The organism is Flavobacterium bizetiae (genome assembly GCF_024271895.1).
GTDB lineage: Bacteria > Bacteroidota > Bacteroidia > Flavobacteriales > Flavobacteriaceae > Flavobacterium > Flavobacterium bizetiae.
The window spans coordinates 3,845,238-3,867,132 of the sequence record NZ_CP091861.1; the positions used below are offsets into that span (position 1 = coordinate 3,845,238).

19 protein-coding genes are annotated in these 21,895 nt (G+C 32.8%); 17 read left to right on the forward strand and 2 right to left on the reverse strand.

The features are described from left to right. Positions 1-408 (reverse strand): tRNA (adenosine(37)-N6)-threonylcarbamoyltransferase complex ATPase subunit type 1 TsaE, encoded by a 408-nt coding sequence (gene tsaE / locus L0669_RS16325; RefSeq protein ID WP_263758842.1) that lies wholly within the window; start codon positions 406-408, stop codon positions 1-3. A gap of 84 nt (positions 409-492) precedes the next feature. Further along, on the reverse strand, positions 493-2,046 hold the full coding sequence (porX, locus tag L0669_RS16330; RefSeq protein ID WP_173973049.1) for a T9SS response regulator signal transducer PorX: 1,554 nt from the start codon (positions 2,044-2,046) through the stop codon (positions 493-495). Positions 2,047-2,267: 221 nt separating this feature from the next. On the opposite strand from porX, the gene L0669_RS16335 reads away from it, so the two are divergent. The 17 genes from L0669_RS16335 (at position 2,268) to fabG (ending at position 21,868) form a co-directional block, all read left to right on the forward strand. Then, on the forward strand, positions 2,268-3,497 hold the full coding sequence (locus tag L0669_RS16335; RefSeq protein ID WP_263758843.1) for an HD domain-containing protein: 1,230 nt from the start codon (positions 2,268-2,270) through the stop codon (positions 3,495-3,497). Between the two features lie 39 nt (positions 3,498-3,536). Further along, complete coding sequence (gene lpxD / locus L0669_RS16340; RefSeq protein WP_173973051.1) at positions 3,537-4,580, forward strand: UDP-3-O-(3-hydroxymyristoyl)glucosamine N-acyltransferase; 1,044 nt, start codon at positions 3,537-3,539, stop codon at positions 4,578-4,580. Continuing rightward, positions 4,573-5,961, forward strand: a complete 1,389-nt coding sequence (locus L0669_RS16345; protein WP_065450304.1) for a bifunctional UDP-3-O-[3-hydroxymyristoyl] N-acetylglucosamine deacetylase/3-hydroxyacyl-ACP dehydratase — start codon at positions 4,573-4,575, stop codon at positions 5,959-5,961. The genes lpxD and L0669_RS16345 overlap by 8 nt, the downstream gene beginning before the upstream one ends. Before the next feature lie 75 nt (positions 5,962-6,036). Continuing rightward, positions 6,037-6,822, forward strand: a complete 786-nt coding sequence (lpxA, locus tag L0669_RS16350; RefSeq protein WP_065450097.1) for an acyl-ACP--UDP-N-acetylglucosamine O-acyltransferase — start codon at positions 6,037-6,039, stop codon at positions 6,820-6,822. Between the two features lie 139 nt (positions 6,823-6,961). Then, complete coding sequence (gene efp / locus L0669_RS16355; protein ID WP_099712374.1) at positions 6,962-7,528, forward strand: elongation factor P; 567 nt, start codon at positions 6,962-6,964, stop codon at positions 7,526-7,528. Positions 7,529-7,664: 136 nt separating this feature from the next. Beyond that, complete coding sequence (locus tag L0669_RS16360) at positions 7,665-8,594, forward strand: UDP-3-O-(3-hydroxymyristoyl)glucosamine N-acyltransferase (RefSeq protein ID WP_263758844.1); 930 nt, start codon at positions 7,665-7,667, stop codon at positions 8,592-8,594. Position 8,595: 1 nt separating this feature from the next. Beyond that, a complete protein-coding gene (locus tag L0669_RS16365; protein WP_173973053.1) occupies positions 8,596-8,958 on the forward strand; it encodes a nuclear transport factor 2 family protein in 363 nt (120 codons plus the stop codon). An 84-nt stretch (positions 8,959-9,042) separates the two neighbouring features. Then, positions 9,043-9,915 (forward strand): succinate--CoA ligase subunit alpha, encoded by an 873-nt coding sequence (gene sucD, locus L0669_RS16370; RefSeq protein WP_065450100.1) that lies wholly within the window; start codon positions 9,043-9,045, stop codon positions 9,913-9,915. Positions 9,916-10,060: 145 nt separating this feature from the next. Then, positions 10,061-10,489: a hypothetical protein gene (locus L0669_RS16375; protein WP_263758845.1), complete on the forward strand. Its 429-nt coding sequence runs from the start codon at positions 10,061-10,063 to the stop codon at positions 10,487-10,489. 457 nt (positions 10,490-10,946) lie between these two features. Further along, positions 10,947-11,558 (forward strand): RNA polymerase sigma factor, encoded by a 612-nt coding sequence (locus tag L0669_RS16380; RefSeq protein WP_173973055.1) that lies wholly within the window; start codon positions 10,947-10,949, stop codon positions 11,556-11,558. A gap of 91 nt (positions 11,559-11,649) precedes the next feature. Further along, entirely contained in the window at positions 11,650-12,765 is a 1,116-nt protein-coding gene (locus L0669_RS16385) for a FecR family protein (protein WP_263758847.1), read from the forward strand. Positions 12,766-13,002: 237 nt separating this feature from the next. After that, positions 13,003-16,746 (forward strand): SusC/RagA family TonB-linked outer membrane protein, encoded by a 3,744-nt coding sequence (locus L0669_RS16390; RefSeq protein ID WP_263758848.1) that lies wholly within the window; start codon positions 13,003-13,005, stop codon positions 16,744-16,746. An 11-nt stretch (positions 16,747-16,757) separates the two neighbouring features. Then, the gene (locus tag L0669_RS16395; protein ID WP_263758849.1) at positions 16,758-18,260 is read left to right on the forward strand and encodes a RagB/SusD family nutrient uptake outer membrane protein; all 1,503 of its coding nucleotides are present in this window, start codon (positions 16,758-16,760) and stop codon (positions 18,258-18,260) included. Between the two features lie 17 nt (positions 18,261-18,277). Then, positions 18,278-19,141, forward strand: coding sequence for a substrate import-associated zinc metallohydrolase lipoprotein (locus L0669_RS16400; RefSeq protein WP_263758852.1), 864 nt, complete (start codon positions 18,278-18,280; stop codon positions 19,139-19,141). Positions 19,142-19,160: 19 nt separating this feature from the next. Continuing rightward, entirely contained in the window at positions 19,161-20,492 is a 1,332-nt protein-coding gene (locus L0669_RS16405; protein WP_263758854.1) for a DUF4302 domain-containing protein, read from the forward strand. Between the two features lie 174 nt (positions 20,493-20,666). Further along, positions 20,667-20,870 (forward strand): hypothetical protein, encoded by a 204-nt coding sequence (locus L0669_RS16410; protein ID WP_263758857.1) that lies wholly within the window; start codon positions 20,667-20,669, stop codon positions 20,868-20,870. Between the two features lie 251 nt (positions 20,871-21,121). Continuing rightward, positions 21,122-21,868 (forward strand): 3-oxoacyl-[acyl-carrier-protein] reductase, encoded by a 747-nt coding sequence (fabG, locus tag L0669_RS16415; RefSeq protein ID WP_173973062.1) that lies wholly within the window; start codon positions 21,122-21,124, stop codon positions 21,866-21,868. Positions 21,869-21,895 lie beyond the last annotated feature (27 nt).

Here is a 21,895-nt window from a genome sequence, read left to right on the forward strand (position 1 = left end):
TTAAATTAATTCTAAACTTCTTTTTCCATCAGCCAATAACTCAATATTAATTGTAGAAGTTTCTTCAGGAAGTAAACTTGCAATTTTTTCAGACCATTCGATAAAACACCAATTTCCGGAATACAAATAATCATCAACTCCCATATCGAGAGCTTCGGTTTCTTTGTTTAATCGGTAGAAATCAAAATGATAAACGATTTGATTGTTAGAGGTGTAATATTCATTCACTAAAGAAAAAGTCGGGCTGCTTGTGGCGTCTTCAACTCCAAGACTTTTACATAATTGCTTAATTAAAGTAGTTTTTCCAACGCCCATTTCTCCATTAAAAAGAATAATTTTCTTTGGATTTTGTGCTAAAATTTGCTCTGCTACTTCTTTAATTTGATCTAGTGAAAAAACGATATTCATTGCTTATATTTATTGTTAAATAAGTCTCAGTCGCAGTTCTAAGTCTCAGTTGAAAACTGAAAACTGCGACTGAAAACTCTTTTTTTATTTAGGGTTAAATACTAAAAACGGAATAATCATTTCTTCTAATGAGATTCCGCCATGCTGATATGTATTTCTATAATAACTCACATAATGATTGTAATTGTTTACGTAGGCTAAAAAGAAATCATTTTTTGCAAATATAAACGAACTACTCATGTTTATAGCAGGCAAACCAATATCTTTTGGTTCTTTTACAACATACACATCTTTTTGCTCGTATGTTAAACTACGTCCGGTTTTGTAACGCAAATTCAAGCTTGTGTTTTTATCTCCAACTACTTTTGATGGGTTTTTGACATTAATTGTTCCGTGATCTGTAGTCAGGATTAATTTAAAACCTAAAAGTTGCGCTTGCTGGATAATCTCTAATAACGGAGAGTTTTTAAACCAGCTTAAAGTTAGTGAGCGATACGCTTTATCATCAGAGGCAAGTTCTTTTACAACATCCATTTCGGTTTTTGCATGCGATAACATGTCTACGAAATTGTATACAACCGTAACCAAATCATTGCCTTTTAAAGCTTTGAAGTTTTCTGCCAGTTTTTTTCCTCCGGCATAATTGGTGATTTTAAAATAATCTTCTTTAATGTTTAAGCCTAAACGCTTTAATTGTGCTGATAGAAATTCGGCTTCATAAAGGTTTTTTCCACCATCTTCGACATCGTTTTTCCAATATTGTGGAAATTGTTTTTCCATTTCTGTTGGTAATAAACCAGAGAAAATGGCATTTCTTGCATATTGCGTTGCTGTTGGAAGTATAGAAAAATAAGGAACTTCTTTTTCTAATTTATAATAATTTGCCACAACGGTTTCGAAAGATTTCCATTGGTCGTAGCGTAAATTATCAATTACTACAAACAATATAGGTTTGTCTTTCTTTTTAATTTCAGGAACTACCAATTCCTTAAATAAATTATGAGACTGAATAGGTTTGTCTGCTTTTGGAGCAAACCAGTCTTCATAATTTCTTTCAATGTATTTTCCGAATTGCGAATTGGCTTCAACTTTCTGTGATTCAAGAATTTCTATCATTCCCTGATCGTTGATGTTTTCTAATTCTAATTCCCAGAAAATTAATTTTTTATACAATTCTACCCAATCTTCGTAGGAATTGACCATCGCCATTTCCATAGAAATTTTTCTAAATTCTTTTTGATAATCCAGAGTAGTTTTCTCAGAAATCAATCTTGAATGATCGAGGTTTTTCTTTAAACTAAGTAAAATCTGATTGGGGTTTACGGGTTTTATCAAATAATCAGCGATTTTAGAACCAATGGCTTCCTCCATTATATATTCTTCTTCGCTTTTGGTGATCATAATCATCGGTATTGCCGACTTTTTTTCTTTCATTTCAGAAAGGGTTTCCAGGCCACTCATTCCCGGCATGTTTTCATCAAGAAAAACAATGTCAAAATTATCCTCTTCAAATAAGGCAATAGCATCTAAACCATTGTTAGAAGTAGTTACAGCATAGTTTTTTTTCTCCAGAAATAATATATGTGGTTTCAAAAGATCGATTTCATCATCGACCCAAAGTATCTTTATCTTATCCATAAACGTGTTTAATTTTAATGCAATTTAAATGTATAGAACTTAAAAAGTATTAAAAATAGTATAAATTTCAGAATAACAAATAGTGATTTTTATATTAAAACTTTTTTGAATTTTAGTATTACATTGAAAATCACGACTATTTAATGTCAATTTTTAAATGAAAAACACCAAGCTGTTTATAGTTATTTACTTATATTTGTTGACCTAAAAATAACCAAATAGTGACTCATATCAATAAGTTAAAAATATTCAATGATCCCATTTACGGGTTTATTTCTATCCCGAACGAACTTATTTACGACTTAATTCAGCATCCGTATTTTCAGCGTTTACGCCGTATTTCACAAATGGGAATGTCGTATTTGGTTTATCCCGGCGCTAATCATACGCGTTTTCATCATGCTTTGGGCTGTATGCATTTAATGCAAAAAGCTGTAGAAACACTTCGTTTTAAAGGAGTTGCTATTTCGAGTGATGAAGAATGTGCTTTGCTAATCGCTATTTTACTTCACGACATTGGGCACGGGCCGTTTTCGCATGCAATGGAAAAAAGTATTGTCGAAGATGTAAATCATGAGGCGATTTCTTTGTTGTTCATGAATCAGTTAAATGATGAGTTTGACGGAAAATTAAGCTTAGCGATTCAGGTTTTTAAAGGAGAATATCACAGGAAATTTATGTTGCAATTGATTTCAAGTCAATTGGATATGGATCGAATGGACTATCTAAAACGTGATAGTTTTTATACCGGAGTTGCTGAAGGAAATGTCAATTCTGAGCGTTTAATTCAGATGATGAATGTGGTTGATGGTGTTTTGGTAATTGAAGAGAAGGGAATTTATTCTGTAGAAAAATTCTTGCTTTCAAGAAGATTAATGTACTGGCAGGCTTATTTGCATAAAACAAGTTTGGTTGCGGAGTTAATTTTGATGAATGTGCTAAAAAGAGCCAAAGAATTAACATTAAAAGGAATTAATTTGCCTTGCAGTGAGCCTCTTTTGTATTTTATGCAAAATAAAGTGACTTTGGAGGATTTTGATGCCGAAAAATTAGATTTATTTTCGCAATTAGATGATTTTGATATCATTAGCGCTTTAAAAGCATGGCAAAAGCAAGAAGACTTTGTGCTTTCTACTTTAAGTAAAATGTTGATTAATAGAGATTTATTAAAAATAAAATTAAGTGCTGAGAAAATTTCGGCAGAAGAATCTCAATCTTTAAAAGAAGAATTTGCTAACGCGCACCATATTACGCAGTTAGAAGCCGGATATTTTATTTTTAGAGGAAAAATAAAAAATCAGGCTTACAGTAAAGAAGCGGAACCTATACGAATTTTGAAAAAAGATAAAACAATTGAGGATGTTGTCGAAGCTTCTGATCAGCTGAATTTGAAATCGTTATCTAAATTGGTTACAAAATATTACATCTGTTTTCCAAAACAACTTATCTAAAATTAACATTTAAAATCTATTTTTTATATTTTTGTCGCAATGAAATTTACAGCAGAACAAATAGCAGGAATTTTAGAAGGAGAAGTTGTTGGGAATCCCAATGCAGAAGTTTCTCGGCTGTCTAAAATAGAAGAAGGCGAGGAAGGATCACTTACTTTTTTGGCTAATCCAAAATATATCAATTACATATATACTACAAAAGCATCAGTTACTATTGTTAATGATAGTTTTGTACCAGATGCAGAAATCACTACGACTTTAATAAAAGTAGAAGATGCTTATGCGTCTTTTTCTAAGCTTTTACAATTTTATAATCAGGTAAAATTGAATAAAAACGGAATAGAAGCGCAATCTTTTATGTCTGAAGGAACTAAATATGGCGAGAATTTATACTTAGGAAGCTTTAGTTATATAGGACAAAATGTGGTTTTAGGTGATAATGTAAAAATTTATCCAAACAGTTTTATTGGCGATAATGTTGTTATTGGCGATAATGTGTATATTTTTGCAGGCGCCAAAATTTATTCTGAAACTATAATTGGTAACAATTGTACGATTCATTCAGGAGCTATTATTGGTGCAGATGGTTTTGGTTTTGTGCCAAACGATGAAGGTGTATATAGTAAAGTTCCTCAAATAGGTAACGTTGTTATTGAAGACAATGTAGATATTGGAGCAAATACCACGATAGACAGAGCAACTCTTGGTTCTACAATAATTAGAAAAGGAGTTAAATTAGACAATCAAATTCAGATTGCTCATAATGTAGAAATTGGTAGAAATACTGTAATTGCTGGCCAGACAGGCGTAGCAGGTTCTACAAAAATAGGCGAAAACTGTATGATTGGCGGGCAAGTAGGTATCGCAGGCCACTTAATTATAGGTAATAATGTTAGATTGCAGGCTCAGTCAGGAGTAGCAAGAAACATTAAAGATGATGAAACACTGCAAGGAACACCGTCTCTTGCATATACTGATTTTAATAAATCGTATGTTCATTTCAAGAATCTGCCTAAAATTGTAGCTGAAGTTGAAGAATTAAAAAAACAAATAATAAACCCAAAAAATGGAAATAATGGTTAAACAGAAGACCATCAAAAATGAAATTTCACTAACAGGCGTTGGATTACACACTGGAAAAGAAGTTACAATGACTTTTAAACCAGCTCCAATTAATAATGGTTTCACTTTTGTAAGAGTAGATTTGCAAGGTCAGCCCGTGATCGAAGCAGATGCTAACTACGTTGTTAATACGCAAAGAGGTACAAATTTAGAAAAACTTGGTGTAAAAATTCAAACTCCGGAACACGTTTTAGCGGCTTTAGTTGGTTGTGATCTGGATAACGTTATTATAGAATTAAATGCCTCTGAACTTCCTATTATGGATGGTTCATCAAAATATTTTGTTGAAGCGATTGAAAATGCTGGTATTGAAGAACAAGATGCTAAACGTAATGTTTATGTGGTAAAAGAAGTAATTTCTTTTACTGATGAAACTACAGGAAGCGAAATCTTAGTAATGCCAAGCGATGATTATCAGGTAACTGCAATGGTAGATTTTGGCACTAAAGTTTTAGGTACTCAAAATGCAACCATGAAAAGTATTGCCGATTTTAAAGAAGAAATTGCTAATTCAAGAACTTTTAGCTTCTTGCACGAATTAGAATCTCTTTTAGAAAACGGATTAATTAAAGGTGGAGATTTAAATAACGCTATTGTTTATGTAGATAAAGAAATTTCTGAGTCTACAATGGAAAATTTAAAGAAAGCTTTTGGTAAAGACAAAATTTCGGTTAAACCAAATGGTGTTTTAGACAACTTAACTTTACATTATCCAAACGAAGCTGCAAGACACAAATTACTTGATGTTGTTGGAGATTTATCTTTGATTGGAGTAAGAATTCAAGGGAAAATTATCGCTAACAAACCTGGGCATTATGTAAATACGCAGTTTGCCAAAAAATTAGCAAAAATTATTAAAATTGAACAAAGAAATCATGTTCCGGTTTACGATTTAAACCTTGAGCCATTGATGGATATTCATAAAATTATGGCAGTTTTGCCACACAGACCTCCATTTTTATTAATTGACAGAATTATAGAAATGTCTGACAGTCATGTTGTGGGTATGAAAAATGTAACGATGAACGAAAATTTCTTCGTAGGACATTTTCCTGAAGCTCCAGTAATGCCGGGTGTTTTAATTGTTGAAGCTATGGCGCAAACAGGTGGAATTTTAGTGTTAAGCACAGTTCCGGATCCTGAAAATTATTTGACATATTTTATGAAAATAGATAATGTTAAGTTCAAACACAAAGTATTGCCTGGTGATACCTTAATTTTCAAATGCGAATTAATTTCTCCTATCAGAAGAGGAATTTGTCATATGCAGGCAAATGCTTACGCAAATGGAAAGTTGGTAACAGAGGCAGAATTAATGGCTCAAATTGCAAGAAAACAATAATAATTTAATCAAATTTATTGTTTACGTTTGTTGCCCAAATTAGACTATTTTAATATTAAAATATAAAACTCACAGATGAATCAACCATTAGCATATGTTCATCCCGGCGCGAAAATCGCTAAAAACGTTGTAATTGAGCCTTTTACAACAATTCACAATAATGTTATTATTGGTGATGGTACGTGGATTGGTTCAAATGTAACCATCATGGAAGGTGCGCGAATTGGAAAAAATTGTAATATTTTTCCAGGAGCAGTAATTTCTGCAGTACCACAGGATTTAAAATTTGGAGGAGAAGATTCTTTAGCTATTATAGGAGATAATTGTACTATTAGAGAATGTGTAACAATCAATAGAGGTACAGTTGCTTCAGGGCAGACAATTTTAGGTAATAACTGTTTAGTTATGGCTTATGCTCACATTGCTCACGATTGCGAGATTGGTAATAATGCTATTATCGTAAACGGTGTTGCTTTGGCTGGTCACGTTGTGGTTGGTAATCACGCTGTAATTGGTGGTTTGGCAGCTATTCACCAGTTTATTCATATTGGAGATCATGCTATGATTTCTGGTGGATCATTGGTAAGAAAAGATGTTCCTCCTTATACAAAAGCTGCAAAAGAGCCGTTATCGTATGTAGGAATCAATTCAGTTGGTTTAAGAAGAAGAGGATTTACTACTGAGAAAATCAGAGAAATTCAGGAAATTTACAGAATTTTATACCAAAAGAATTACAATACAACACAAGCTTTAAGTATTATTGAAGCTGAAATGGAAGCCACTCCTGAGAGAGATGAAATTCTTGATTTTATTAGAAATTCGTCAAGAGGAATCATGAAAGGTTATTCAGGAAACTATTAATTTTAGAGTTTAGATTTCTGATTTTAGATTTCTAAACTTTATATTTAAAATTAAAAATAGAATTATTAAAATAAAAGAATGGAAGGTTTATTCTATAGAGAATCTAAAATCTACATTCTAAAATCTAAAATAAAAACAAATGGCATCTACATCAGATATTAGAAATGGATTGTGTATTAAATTTAATCACGATATCTATAAAATAGTCGAATTTCTTCACGTAAAACCTGGAAAAGGCCCAGCTTTCGTAAGAACAAAATTAAGAAGTTTAACTACAGGAAGAGTATTAGATAATACATTTTCTGCTGGGCACAAAATCGACGTTATTCGTGTAGAAACACATAATTATCAGTTTTTATATGCTGAAGGAGATGAGTTTCATTTTATGAATACAGAATCTTTTGAGCAAATTTCTTTGAATAAAAATATCTTAGATGCTCCGGGATTATTAAAAGAGGGAACAAGTGTAATGGTTCAGGTAAATACTGAAACTGATTTACCTTTATCTGTAGATATGCCATCTTCTGTAATTCTTGAAGTTACTTATGCTGAGCCAGGAGTAAAAGGAAATACAGCTACAAACGCTACAAAAAATGCAACAGTAGAAACTGGAGCATCTGTAAACGTTCCGTTGTTCATCAACGAAGGTGATAAAATTAAAATTGATACCGCTTCAGGTTCTTACATGGAGCGTGTAAAAGAGTAATTTTTAATTAGATAATTTGTCAATGAGTCAATTAGAAAATTAATGCATACGCAGAAATTGAATAATTTTTATTTTCTAATTGACTCATTTTCTAATTGACACATTCTCTAATTGACAAATTTTCTAATTATAAAATATGAAATTTCCAAAGATTCATTCTTTACAAGAAATTGCAAATTTGCTTCAATGCGAATTTATTGGCGACCCAAACTTTCCGGTTTCAGGCATGAACGAAATACATGTTGTTGAGCCAGGAGATATAGTTTTTGTTGACCATCCGAAATACTATGACAAAGCTTTACAATCAGCTGCTACTATTGTTTTAATTAATAAAAAAGTAGATTGCCCTGAAGGAAAAGCACTTCTAATCTCTGATGATCCTTTTAGAGATTTTAATACTCTTACCAAGCATTTTAAACCTTTTCAGGCCACAAACGTATCTATTGCTCTTTCTGCAACTATAGGAGAAGGAACCGTAATACAGCCTAATTGTTTTGTCGGAAACAATGTTACAATTGGTAAAAACTGTTTAATACATCCTAATGTTACTATTTACGATCATACAGTAATTGGAGATAATGTAATGATTCATGCGGGAACTATTTTAGGAGCAGACGCTTTCTATTATAAAAAACGTCCGGATGGTTTCGATCAGTTAATTTCTGGCGGAAGAGTTGTAATTGAAGATAATGTTGGTATTGGTGCGCTTTGTACGATTGACAAAGGCGTAACAGGCGATACGACAATTGGAGAAGGAACAAAATTGGACAATCAGGTACATGTTGGACATGATACTGTGATTGGAAAAAAATGTTTAATCGCTTCACAGACAGGTATTGCAGGTTGTGTTATTATCGAAGACGAAGTGACTATCTGGGGACAGGTTGGAACTACAAGCGGAATCACAATAGGAGCGAAGGCTGTTATTATGGGACAAACCGGAGTTACCAAATCAGTTGAAGGAGGAAAATCTTATTTTGGTACTCCAATCGAAGAATCGAGAGAAAAATTGAAACAATTAGCTAATATCAAAAAGATTCCTGAAATTTTAAATAAATTGAAGTAATATGTCTATTAAAGAATTTGTTCAGAAATTTTATAAGTCAGATGCCTTAATTGATAGCGAAGTAATGAAAACATATTTGCATCCCGAGGTAAAATTAGACTGGCATAGTACGAAAGGATTAATCGAAATGGATTATAATTCGATGCTGGACATGGCCAATGAGCTTAGTCGTGCTTATGTGCGATCTAAGGTTAGAATAAGCCATATTCTGGCAGAGGATGACTTGGTTTCGATACGATATTCTCATTTTGTGAAAACGATTGAGAACCCAAGAGAAGAGATGTTATTAGCTCATTTTTCTACAATTTGGCAAATAAAAGATGATAAATTGTATCGCGGTTATCAAATGAGTCAATTTTCTTAATTTTTTTGAAGACAAAAAGGTTAAAATACGTTACAAAACCTTACTTTTGCATCACAATTTTAAAAACTACATAAAATATATATCATGAGTGTTTTAGTTAATAAAGATTCCAAAATAATTGTTCAAGGATTTACAGGAAGCGAAGGAACTTTCCACGCCTCTCAAATGATTGAGTACGGTACTAATGTTGTTGGTGGTGTTACTCCGGGTAAAGGAGGAACTAGCCATTTAGATCGTCCGGTTTTTAATACAGTAAAAGACGCTGTAGATCAAGCTGGTGCAGATACATCTATCATTTTCGTACCACCAGCTTTTGCTGCTGATGCAATTATGGAAGCTGCTGATGCTGGAATTAAAGTAATTATTGCTATTACAGAAGGAATTCCTGTAGCAGATATGATTAAAGCAAATAATTATGTTAAAGAAAGAAATTCTAGATTAATCGGACCTAACTGTCCAGGAGTTATTACTCCGGGTGAAGCTAAAGTTGGTATTATGCCAGGTTTTGTTTTCAAAAAAGGAACAGTTGGTATCGTTTCTAAATCAGGAACTTTAACTTACGAAGCTGCTGACCAGGTTGTAAAACAAGGTTTAGGAATTACTACAGCTATTGGTATTGGTGGAGATCCAATTATTGGAACTACAACTAAAGAAGCTGTTGAATTATTAATGAACGATCCAGAAACTGAAATCATCATTATGATTGGTGAAATTGGTGGTCAATTAGAAGCTGATGCTGCTAAATGGGTTAAAGCTGATGGTAACCGTAAACCAGTTGTTGGTTTTATCGCTGGAGAAACTGCTCCTGCTGGTAGAACAATGGGTCACGCAGGTGCTATTGTTGGTGGTTCTGATGATACAGCTGCTGCTAAAAAACAAATTATGAGAGACAACGGAATTCACGTTGTTGATTCACCAGCTGAAATTGGTAAAAAAGTGAAAGAAATACTTGGATAATCTCCAATATTTGAAATAAAAAATTCCAAAAAAGTCTCAATGTTTTGTTGAGACTTTTTTACATTTTTAAAATGTTGGAATATAAATAAAAACTTAGCAACTTAGTCCCGATAGCTATCGGGATAGAAGCTTAAAAAAGAGAAATATGTACAAAGAATTAGAAAAATTTAAAGTAAGCAATAGTTTTACTTTTACTGTTGAAGATAGTTTAGAACAAGCTTGTAATGCTCCGGAATCTGGTGCTGGAGTTTTTGTAGTTTATGCTATTGAAGGAGATGCAAAAGAGTTGATCATGGTGGGTTCTACAGGGACAGTTCAAAACGATGGTACTTTGAAAAGTAAAAACGGTGGTTTATATGATAAAATCGTAAACGGACACCAATTTGCTAAAACTGGAAGAAAATATTCTTGGCCGGCACAAATGAAAGTAGAAAATATTGATGCTCTTGAAGTAGTTTGGTATGAAACTTTTAATGCAGATGTGAAAGCAATTCCAACTGCAGTTGAAGGACAAGTTTTGCAAAACTTTTTAGATGAAAATGCAAAATTACCAAGATGGAACGTGGCTTTCTAAGTCGATTTTGTTAATAATATACTTAAAGCCTTACTATAATTTAGTAAGGCTTTTTTTTGCTCCATTATATTTTGGCAACATAGTTTTAAAATTAAAATAATCGCATTCTTTTTAATACTCATTGAAAATTCTTGCTCAATATTCTTTTTCCGGAAAGTGTATTAATCACCTTTTGTTTAAATGTTAAAAATATCACAAAATTATATGGTGGTTTAATCTTACAATAATGTTGTTTTTGAAATTAATTTATTTTTTTTATTTCTACCTAACACCTCATTAAATCAGCAGCTATAGGCTATTTTCTATGTTAGGATTTGGGTTCTTCAATGTAAAAAAATTGGTTTTGTATTTTTGCTTTTATATATTTATCGCACAGAACTATAGAATAATGTTAAAAAACTGTATTCTTTATGTTAAAACTAAGTGCTTATTTTCAAGAATTCTACCGCAAATTAATATGAAGACCAAAAATTTACAATTCAAAACTTTTGACGACATTACGCTTTGGAATAACTTGAAAGATGGAGATGAAAAATCATTCTCAACCTTATTTGAGAAATATTACGGAGATTTAGTTAACTACGGTAATTCGCTTTCTCCTTATGCTGAAAAAGTACAGGATTGTGTTCAGGATGTTTTTACTGATATATGGGTATATCGCAACGGGCTGCAAAGTTCTGTTGTGGTAAAGGCTTATTTATTATCGAGTGTACGTAAAAGAATTGCGCGTTTGTACGAACGTGATCATATTTTTCGTAAAACTACCAGTACAGATTCTATAGCATTTTTGTTAGAATTTTCGGTAGAGCATGAGCTTATTGATGATGATTATGCAACAAAAGAAAAAGTAGTTCATCTTAACAATTTATTAAACGATTTACCTCCACGTCAAAAAGAAGCGCTGTATTTGCGTTATCATCAAGGTCTAACAGTAGATCAGATCGCGGATATGCTTGATGTTAATTATCAATCGGCAAGTAATCTGTTACATCGCGGTTTGCTTACGTTACGTAAGGAGTGGAAAGGGAGTATTTCCTTAATTTTTGTACTATCTTCAATAGCTTGTTAAATTTATTTTAAAAAAATGTAAAAAAAATCACAATTTGGTGAGTATATAATAAGAGAGTTGTCCTCTATGTTTTTGTAACCTCATTTTTTAGATGCAAAAACGTAATAAATATACCGAAATTGAAGATTTTTTATCTGACGAATCATTCCAGTCATGGATTTTACTTAAAATTGACGAAGATGGTTGGGAAGAGTGGACTTTAGAAAGTCGCCAACGTGCTAAGTTGGTAGAAGATGCAAGATTGCTATTATTAGCTATGAAAGTGCCGGAAACTACTTTATCGGCACCAGATCTTCATAATGCTTTACAAACCACATGGATTAAAATTGAAGAAAAAGAAAATCAAAACAATTTAATTCAGGATTCAAAAGTAAGATTCATTAGAAAAAGATTTTTTGGCTCAGTTGCAGCCGCCTTAGTGATGGGGTTGGTGTCAGTTTGGTTTTATCAAAATCGAGTTAGCCCGGAAAGCAAAGTCGTTACTTACAAAGAGCTTATAGACGAAAATAGTGAAGGATTGGTAGAACAAACCAACAATTCAAACAAACCACAAATCATCACATTATCTGATGGTAGTTCGGTTTTATTGCAACCCAACAGTAAATTAAGTTATCCTAAAATCTTTACCGGGAACGAAAGAAAGGTTTATCTGTCCGGCGAAGGTTTCTTTGAAATTAGTAAAAATCCTAAAAAGCCTTTTTTTGTTTATGCAAACGAAATTGTTACAAAGGTAGTTGGAACTAGTTTTAGAGTTAAAGCTTATTCTGATCAGCCTGATGTAGAAGTTCTTGTGCGCACCGGTAAAGTTAGGGTAAAATCAAATGATCTTGTATCGAGATCCAATCAGGAAGAAGTGATCTTGCTTCCTAATCAGGCCTTGCGTTTTTTACGTAGTGATTTAAGTTTTAATAAAATCACAAACATCACTCAGGACGAAACTTTGACTCGCAGTGTTGGTAATATTGAGCAATTGAGTTTTGAATTTACTGATATTCCGGTAGCACAGATTCTTCAAACGATAGAACAAGCTTATCTGGTAGATATAGATTACCCTAAAGATAAATTGAAAGATTGCCACTTAACGACTTCACTTAGTGATCAGCCATTGACAGAAAAACTAAAAATTGTCTGTAACAGCATAGGTAATAATACCAGTTTTGAAATGAATGGTAATCAAATTATTATAACATCTCAAGGGTGTAATTAATTCTCTATGTAACTGTAATTACGTAGCTGAATTAAATTAAGAAGTCCAAAAAAAAACTAAACCAAACTAAAACCAATAATAATAAATGCCTATGTAAAAGATGACAATGCAGAAAAAAAGTGCCGAAATGCTGTAACATTATCGACACTTAAATTAGTTGAATTTCTCTCTGTAAAGAGCAATTCATTACGTTTCAAAATACACTCGAATAAGTATTAATCAAAACAATCCAAAATTATGAAAAAACCAGTTGTTAAACAACGATTACTCCATCGAATCATGAAAATAACACTATTTCAGTTTGTCCTGGCACTCGTATTTTCAAGTGTTGCCATGGCAAATAATGTAAATGGGCAAAAAAAACTAGATACCAAGGTTACTATCAATGTTGCTAATTTAACATTAGACAATGCCTTGACGAAGTTAGAGAAGTCTGCTCATGTAAAATTTTCTTATAACTCAAGATTGCCTCAACTTACTCAAAAAGTAAGTATCGATGCTGATCAGGAAGCTCTTTCGAGTATTCTTAATCGTATCCTGGTACCTTTTAATATCACTTATACTGAAGTAAGTAATCAAATTGTTTTACAAAAAAATGCAGCGGCAGATTCTTTCAGCGCGGTAGAAGCAGGTAACTCTTTGTTTGAAATATTAACTGCAGGACCAATTATCAAGGGTGTAATTACTGACGCAAGTGGCAGCCCGCTTCCTGGAGCTACAGTAATGGTAAAAGGAACAAAACACGCGGTTCTTACTGATTTTGATGGTAGATTTACTATCGAAGTACCGTCAAACAACGACAAACTTGTAATTTCTTATGTTGGAATGGAGTCCAAAGAAATTGGTGTAGGAAATACTAATCCAACGATTGTTTTAAGTGAGGAAGGACAAAACTTAAAAGAAGTTGTAGTAACAACAGGTTACGAAAAAACATCAAAAAGAACTTTTACCGGAGCGATTAGTAAAATTTCCGGCGCTGAGTTAAAAGTGGATGGAGTAGTAGATGTAAGTAGAATGATCGAGGGTAAAGCTGCCGGTGTTACGGTTCAGAACGTAACAGGAACATTTGGTACAGCTCCTAAAATTACTGTACGTGGATCTTCTTCTATTTTTGGTGATACAAAACCTTTATGGGTAATTGATGGTGTTGTTCAGGAAGATATTATTAATATTTCATTTGCTGATTTAGCATCAGGAAACTCTGAAACTTTATTAAGTTCTTCTGTAGCAGGTCTAAATGCAAATGACATACAAAATATAGAAATCCTTAAAGATGCATCAGCAACTTCTATCTATGGTTCTAGATCGTTAAATGGTGTTGTGGTTGTAACTACAAAACAAGGACGTAGAGATTCACCTTTAAAAGTGAGTTATTCTGTTGAAAATACAGTAAGAACCGTACCTAATTATTCTCAATATGATATTTTAAATTCTCAGGAAACTATGAGTATTTTAAAAGAATTAGAAGGATATAGCGGAAACGGTAAAGGATTTTTAGAGATAGCTTCATCTCTTAACGGAAGATTTGGTGGTGTTTATAACATTATGGCAAAACAAATTGATACCTATAATAGGACAAATGGCCAGTATGGTGTTAGAAATGATGCTGTTAGTCGTAATCAATTTTTAAAGAAATATGAATTAGGTAATACAGACTGGTTTAGCGTATTATTCAGACCTTCAATTACTCAAAATCACTCTTTAAGCTTTTCAGGTGGTGGAAAAAATAATACATTTTACGCATCTCTTGGCTATTATAGTGATCCAGGATGGACTATTGCTGATAATGTAAAACAGTTAACTTCTAATATTAAAGGAACTTTCTTTGTAAATGACAGATTGAATATTACTTTATCTACAATGGGATCGGTACGTAATCAAACTGCTCCTGGAAGTTACGAGAGTAAATCAGATCCTGTATACGGAAGTGTAAACAGAGAGTTTGACATCAACCCGTTTAAATATGTTTTAAATACAAGCAGAACGTTAAGACCTTATGATGATAACGGGAATTTAGAGTATTACAGAAACAACTGGGCTCCTATGAATATTATTAATGAGCTTAATAATAATACATTAGATATCAAAGTAAATGACATTCGTTTTCAATTAGATTTAGAGTATAAAATAAATAAACATTTAACGTATAATCTAACAGGTTCTGCAAGATACGCAAACACGTCTAGAGAGCATAAAGTTTACGAAGATTCAAACGTAGCAGCGGCTTATAAAGCAGGTACGTCTTTAAGTGCAGAAGGTGAAAATTCAATCGTTCAGGAAGCAAATATCTTTTTATACCAAGATCCGGATAACTTAACTAAACCAAAAATTTCAGTACTTCCAAATGGTGGGTTCTTAAGAAAATTTACTAACGATATGACTTCTTATAACATTAGAAATAGTGTTAACTATAGAAATACATTTAATGAGAAACATGAATTAGAAGGTTTCTTTGGTACAGAACTTAGATCAGTAGACAGAAGCAGTGATAACTTTACAGCGGCAGGTCTTCAATTCGATAGAGGACTTACTCCTTTCATTGATCCTAGATTTATTACTAAAATTGTAAATGACGGGGATTCTTATTATGGGTTTGATGCTGAAAGAGAAAGAACTGTTGGTTTCTTCGGTAAAGTTGGTTACACTTATGATCGTCGTTATACAGCGTCTCTTACAGGTCGTTATGATGGTTCTAACAGACAAGGAAATAGCGGTTCTAACAGATGGTTGCCAACTTATACTGTAAGTGGTAAATGGAATGTTACTGAAGAAGGTTTTATGAAAAATAATAAAACTATAAACAATTTAGCATTGAGAGCTTCTTACGGACTTACAGCTACTGCAGGACCTGCTACAAACTCATTAGCAATCTATAAAAGTTTTATCACAAATCGTCTTTTCTTACAAAACAGAGAGTCTGGAATATCTATTGATGAATTGCAAAATGGCGATTTAACATGGGAAAAACAATTTGAAACAAATATAGGTTTGGATCTTGGATTATTCAACAACAGAGTACAATTTGTAACTGATGTTTACAGCCGTAAAGCTTTTGATTTAGTTGATTTTGTAACTACTTCAGGTGTTGGAGGTCAAAGCATCAAACAAGGTAACAATGCCGATATGGAAACTAAAGGTCTTGAGATTGGTTTTACTACTCAAAATATTGTAACAAATAATTTTAAATGGTCGACTACATTAAACTTTTCAGTATACGATCAAAAAGTTACAAAATTACAAAACAAGCCATCAGCTTTTAGCTTAGTAAACGGAAATGGTGGGAATGCATTAGGAAGCCCAAGAAATTCAATTTATTCTTATGAGTTTACAGGATTAAATAATCAGGGATTGCCAACTTTTAAATTGCAGGATGGCGCTACTAATAATATGACAGCAGCTGATTTTCAAGATACAGATGATGTTACGAAATACCTAAAATACGAAGGTTCAATTGAGCCAAATAAATCTATAGGTTTAGCAAATACATTTACTTACAAAAGCTGGTCATTATATGTATTTATTGTGGGTTCAGGAGGAAATAAAGTTCGTTTAAACCCTGTATATGATAGTGTTTATGATGATTTAACGGTGTTTACAAAAGATTTTACAAATCGCTGGATAAATCCAGGTGATGAAAATATTACTAATATTCCTGTTATTGCTGACAAAAGATTAATAGATAATAATGGAGGTGAACGTACATTAGCAAAAGCATATAACACATATAATTATTCTGACGCGAGAATTGCTGATGGTGATTTTGTCAGATTAAAAAACATATCATTAGGTTGGGAATTCCCAAGAGATTTCAAGAAAAAATTAGGAGTAAGTACATTTACACTTAAAGCATCTGCAGTAAACCCTTGGTTGATTTATTCTGATAAAAAACTTAACGGTCAGGATCCGGAATTCCGTAACACAGGTGGTGTAGCTTTCCCGATCACATCTCAGTACACTTTTGCCATAAACCTTTCATTTTAATATAATTGATCATGAGAAATATAAAAATAGCTTTATCTCTATTGATGCTTATAGGTGTTAGTAGTTGCGACGATTTCCTTTCGGAAGTACCAGATAACAGATTACAGATTGATAGCCCGGAAAAAATTTCGGAATTATTAGCAGATGCATATCCGGACGGTTCTTATATCTCTATTACAGAAAGTATGACGGATAACGTGTCTGATAATAAAAGCTCACTTGTAAACATAAATAACGAACAAAGTTTTAACTGGGAGTTGCAGGACGATCAATCAGGTAGAGATACTCAGGGATATTACTGGAACGCAGCTTATAAAGCAATTGCTACTGCTAATGAGGCATTAGCAGCTATCAGAAAATTGGGAGACACTCCAAATCTTAATCCTCAAAAAGGAGAAGCTTTGTTAGCAAGAGCTTACTCTCATTTTATGTTGGTTTCAATATGGTCTAATCGTTATAATCCCGCTACAGCAGCAACAGATTTAGGTATTCCTTATGTAACAGAACCTGAAACAGTATTGGTTGCAAATTACAAACGTAATTCAGTAAAAGAGGTTTTTGATCTAGTGGAATCAGACATACAAGAGGGATTAAAATACGTTACAAACGATTACAGAACAGATTATTTAAAGTATCACTTTAATAAGGAAGCAGCAAAAGCATTTGCAGCGCGCTTCTATACTGTAAAAGGAGATTGGAAAAAAGTCTTAGAACTTACAGAAGGTTTAGGTAATAAACCTGTGGGTAAAATAAGAGATTGGTTGGCTTATACTGCGTATGATTTTCCTAATAAACCAATTGAATATGCTAAGCATACACAACCTACAAATTTATTAATTGGATCTCCAAGTTCGATTTGCGGTAGAGCAACAAGATTCAATAGATTTGCTTTTACAAGAGCAAAAGAGAGAGATGAAATACTAGGTAGTCAAACTAATATATTCAATAAAAACTGGTTGATTGATATTTCAATACAAGGAGCTAGTGGAGCGAATGTAGCGGTTTATAAGTTTAATGAATATTTTAAATACACAAATTTAACAGCACAAATTGGTCTTCCTTATACTGGAGTCGTACTTTTTTCTAACGACGAAATGTTTTTAAATCGTATTGAGGCTCACGTTATGACGAATCAATTGGATATCGCTACTTCGGAGTTGGAATACTTTTTAGGAACCAGAACAGTTGGATATGCAGCATCAGATGTATTGACAAAAGAAAAGGTATATGCAAAGTATCCTGTGATAGCTGATGAGTATACACCTTTTTACGCACTTACTCCGGAGCAAACCTCTTTTGTTAAGGCAATTACAGAAGCAAGAAGAAGAGAGTTTCTTCATGAAGGACAAAGATGGTTTGATATCAAAAGATTCAACCTGGTTATAGAGCATAATACTTATAATTCGCAAGGACAAGTAACTAGAAAAAATGTATTGGTTAAAGATGACAAGCGTCGTGCTGTACAAATACCTCTAAATGCTTCTAATAATGGAATTGAAAAAAATCCAAGATAATTTTAATTTAAACTATTATGAAAATAATTAAACAATATAAAAAGTTAGTGCTGGCAGTTGGTATTATAGCACTTGCATCTTGTGCTCATGAAGATCAGCCAAATGAGAGTTATTTAGATTTTACTCAAAAAGTAAAAACTCCTTTAGATATATGGATAGATCAAAATTACATAGATCCTTATAATATTAGCGTTCAATATGAGTGGAATCAAAATGTTATAGAACAAAATAGATTTTTATATCCGCCAGCTATTGAAAAAGTACAACCAGCACTTGAAATCATTAAAAAAATATGGATAGATAGTTACAGTGTTATTGGTGGGAAGGATTTTGTTAAAATCATTGCACCAAGAGATTTTGTTTTGGTAGGAGGAGTAAATGTGAATCCTGATGATGTCTCTAACACTTTAGGATTAGCAGAAGGAGGAAAGAGAATCTCTCTTTTTCAGGTAGATTACGTGAACAAAAGCAACAGAGCAAGTGTTACACAATTTGTTCATACTATTCAGCACGAATATGTTCATATTTTAAACCAAACGAAACCTTTTGATGTTGAATCATGGGCAAAAATAACTCCTAATGATTATAGTTCAAATCCTTTTAGTATTTCTGATACTGAGGCTCGAAAACTTGGTTTTATTAGTGCTTATGCGAGATCAAATTATACTGAGGATTTTGCAGAAACTGCGGCAATAATTTTACTTATGTCAAAAGCAGAGTATGACGCATTGTTGGCAAGTATAACAGTTCCTGCAGCAGTTACCGCTATTAAGAAAAAAGAAGCTATTGTGGTTCAATATTACAGAGATGCTTTTAATATCGATTTCTATGCGCTAAGAGATGAAGCTCAAAAGAACACTACAGCTGTTTTAAATAACTAAAATTTTAACCAAAGAAATTATGAAAACTAAAAATATTTTTAAGTATTTGATGCTTCTTTTTTTGGCTTTGCAACTGAATAGTTGTGTTAGTACAGAGGCTGAACAAAAGTTTGACGAAACGCCTACTGAGCGTTTAAATGGTCAAAAAAAGGAATTAAATGATTTATTACTTTCTTCTGCTGAAGGCTGGAAAGCAGTTTATTATACTGATGATACTCAATTAGGAGGATTTACGCACTTGTTTAAATTTTTACCAAACGGAAAAGTAGACATGGCTTCTGATTTTGATGCTGATACAGATATTCATAACAGTCAATATGAAATTCAGTTAGGTAGCACGGTAAGTGTTGTTTTTACTACAAAAAATAAAATTCACTTATTGTCAGATTCTAATAATTCACCGATTGCCGCAGGTAAAGGTTTCTTGGGAGATTTTCAATTTTTATATTATGGACAAGAGAATGGTGATATTGTTTTTAGAACAAACAGAACCGTTAAAGAAGTTCGTTTTGTAAAAGCAACTGCTCAGGACTGGACTGATTTAAAGAAAAATACAGTATCTAATGCTAATATGACAGGAGATATTAACAGTCCGTTGTTTAGAATAATGGAAATTAATGACGGTAGTGCAGTGAAAAAATACGACTTTAATTATAATGCCGTAACCAGATTTGGATCAGCTGCACCATTAGAGACTGGTAATTTAGAAACTCTTAAGGTAGCTGTTGCCTATACTCCTGCGGGACTTACAGTAAAACCAGCTATCGTAGTTGGAACTCAAAGTTTAAAAGATTTTATTTATGAGCCTACAGATAAATCTTTCGTGGCAACAGGAACAGGTGGAGCGAAAGTAGCTATTAAATTTACTAATGCACCACCTATACTAACAGATGATTATAAACTATTTTTAGAAGGTGGTCCTCAGATAACAATAGGATACATTGCCGCAAACTTAGCTACAGCCGCTACTAACTCAGCATATGCTAAATCGATTTTAGATAAGGTAAATGCTACTTTAGCTGCAAATCAAAAAATAGCAAGAGTTCAGATAGCTTTTAATGATCCTTTGAATGGTAATTATATTGCTTATACATTTAATGGTGGAAAAGCAGCAATCTATCACTTTTTTACTACTAGTGAAGACGCAGTAAATAAAACTATTATTTTAACTGATGATGGCTGGAGTGCTAATGCAGCAACAAGAGCATTCTTGAAAATTCTGGATGACGAAATAGTTAACCCTAAAGGATTATATCTCAAAAAAGAAAGTTTTACCATTTTTTATAGTAATGTTATCTATACTTATGCTAGTGCAGCTACTCCGTTTAGATTAACAAATTATAGATTTTAATAGCATAGTTTTTTTAGTTTTTGAATGTATAGCGGCTCAATTGAGCCGCTTTTACAAGAGATTAATTTGTTTCCTGATCTTATTCTGAATTTTGATAATTGTACTTATTATTACGTCTGAAACTCAACAGACATAAAATGATTGAGAATAGAAATATTAAACAACCAAATTATTATGTTAAAAACAATTTTAAATTTTAAAGGAGTTGAAGTACTTAGTATTAATGAACAAAAAAAAGTAATGGGTGGAGCCGGAACTGTTATATGTATGATACCATGGACACCACTTCCTTATTATGGGCCATGTATTATGGAGCCACAAATAAAACCAGTTGAGCCTATATGCAAAGCAACAATTGATGGTATAGAGTGCTTGTAATAAAATTATTTCTTCAAAACCGTTTCAAAATTTCTGAAACGGTTTTTTTATCCCTTTAATTTTCTAAAGTAATTCGCATACTCATAAATTATACTATTGTTATTTTTTTAAAAAGGGAATTATCATATATTTGACAAGTCATTCATAGCCCTGATAGAAATGGAAATCCTTTTGTTTTTTTCTTTAAAAAACAAAAGATTGAAATGGATAGCAGGAATAGCTACAAATAAATATTAAAATTAATTTTGAATATGAAATTACTAGAAGGAAAAGTTGCCATTATTACAGGTGCTAGCCGTGGAATTGGAAGAGGAATTGCCGAAGTTTTCGCTAAACATGGTGCAAATGTTGCATTTACATACAGCTCGTCTGTAGAGTCTGCACAGGCTTTAGAGGCTGAGTTAAATGGTTTAGGGATTAAAGCTAAAGGATACCAGTCAAACGCAGCTGATTTTAATGAGGCGCAAACTTTTGTTGATGCTGTTTTAGCTGATTTTGGAACAGTAGATATCTTAATAAACAACGCAGGAATTACAAAAGATAATTTGTTAATGCGTATGTCTGAGGCTGATTTTGATCAGGTTATTGATGTAAACCTGAAGTCAGTATTTAATATGACAAAAGCAATTCAGAAAACTTTCCTTAAACAACGTGCAGGTTCTATAATCAATATTAGTTCTGTAGTAGGAGTATCAGGAAATGCGGGACAAACAAATTATGCAGCTTCTAAAGCAGGTGCAATAGGTTTTACAAAATCTGTAGCGTTAGAGTTGGGTTCTCGTAATATTCGTTGCAATGCAATTGCTCCTGGATTTATTGAAACTGAAATGACTGCAAAATTAAACGAAGATGTAGTAAAAGGATGGAGAGACGGAATTCCGTTGAAACGTGGAGGAACTGTAGAAGATGTTGCAAATGCTTGTCTTTTCTTAGCTTCGGATATGAGTGCTTATGTTACAGGACAAGTACTTAATGTTTGCGGAGGAATGTTAACTTAAGGTACTAATCCCGATAGCTATCGGGAC

Excerpts from the sequence above, each read along its gene's own strand:
- tsaE (WP_263758842.1), bottom strand. The coding sequence starts at position 408 with ATGAATATCGTTTTTTCACTAGATCAAATTAAAGAAGTAGCAGAGCAA.
- porX (WP_173973049.1), bottom strand. The coding sequence starts at position 2,046 with ATGGATAAGATAAAGATACTTTGGGTCGATGATGAAATCGATCTTTTG.
- lpxD (WP_173973051.1), top strand. The coding sequence starts at position 3,537 with ATGAAATTTACAGCAGAACAAATAGCAGGAATTTTAGAAGGAGAAGTT.
- L0669_RS16345 (WP_065450304.1), top strand. The coding sequence starts at position 4,573 with ATGGTTAAACAGAAGACCATCAAAAATGAAATTTCACTAACAGGCGTT.
- lpxA (WP_065450097.1), top strand. The coding sequence starts at position 6,037 with ATGAATCAACCATTAGCATATGTTCATCCCGGCGCGAAAATCGCTAAA.
- efp (WP_099712374.1), top strand. The coding sequence starts at position 6,962 with ATGGCATCTACATCAGATATTAGAAATGGATTGTGTATTAAATTTAAT.
- L0669_RS16360 (WP_263758844.1), top strand. The coding sequence starts at position 7,665 with ATGAAATTTCCAAAGATTCATTCTTTACAAGAAATTGCAAATTTGCTT.
- L0669_RS16365 (WP_173973053.1), top strand. The coding sequence starts at position 8,596 with ATGTCTATTAAAGAATTTGTTCAGAAATTTTATAAGTCAGATGCCTTA.
- sucD (WP_065450100.1), top strand. The coding sequence starts at position 9,043 with ATGAGTGTTTTAGTTAATAAAGATTCCAAAATAATTGTTCAAGGATTT.
- L0669_RS16375 (WP_263758845.1), top strand. The coding sequence starts at position 10,061 with ATGTACAAAGAATTAGAAAAATTTAAAGTAAGCAATAGTTTTACTTTT.
- L0669_RS16380 (WP_173973055.1), top strand. The coding sequence starts at position 10,947 with ATGAAGACCAAAAATTTACAATTCAAAACTTTTGACGACATTACGCTT.
- L0669_RS16385 (WP_263758847.1), top strand. The coding sequence starts at position 11,650 with ATGCAAAAACGTAATAAATATACCGAAATTGAAGATTTTTTATCTGAC.
- L0669_RS16390 (WP_263758848.1), top strand. The coding sequence starts at position 13,003 with ATGAAAAAACCAGTTGTTAAACAACGATTACTCCATCGAATCATGAAA.
- L0669_RS16395 (WP_263758849.1), top strand. The coding sequence starts at position 16,758 with ATGAGAAATATAAAAATAGCTTTATCTCTATTGATGCTTATAGGTGTT.
- L0669_RS16400 (WP_263758852.1), top strand. The coding sequence starts at position 18,278 with ATGAAAATAATTAAACAATATAAAAAGTTAGTGCTGGCAGTTGGTATT.
- L0669_RS16405 (WP_263758854.1), top strand. The coding sequence starts at position 19,161 with ATGAAAACTAAAAATATTTTTAAGTATTTGATGCTTCTTTTTTTGGCT.
- L0669_RS16410 (WP_263758857.1), top strand. The coding sequence starts at position 20,667 with ATGTTAAAAACAATTTTAAATTTTAAAGGAGTTGAAGTACTTAGTATT.
- fabG (WP_173973062.1), top strand. The coding sequence starts at position 21,122 with ATGAAATTACTAGAAGGAAAAGTTGCCATTATTACAGGTGCTAGCCGT.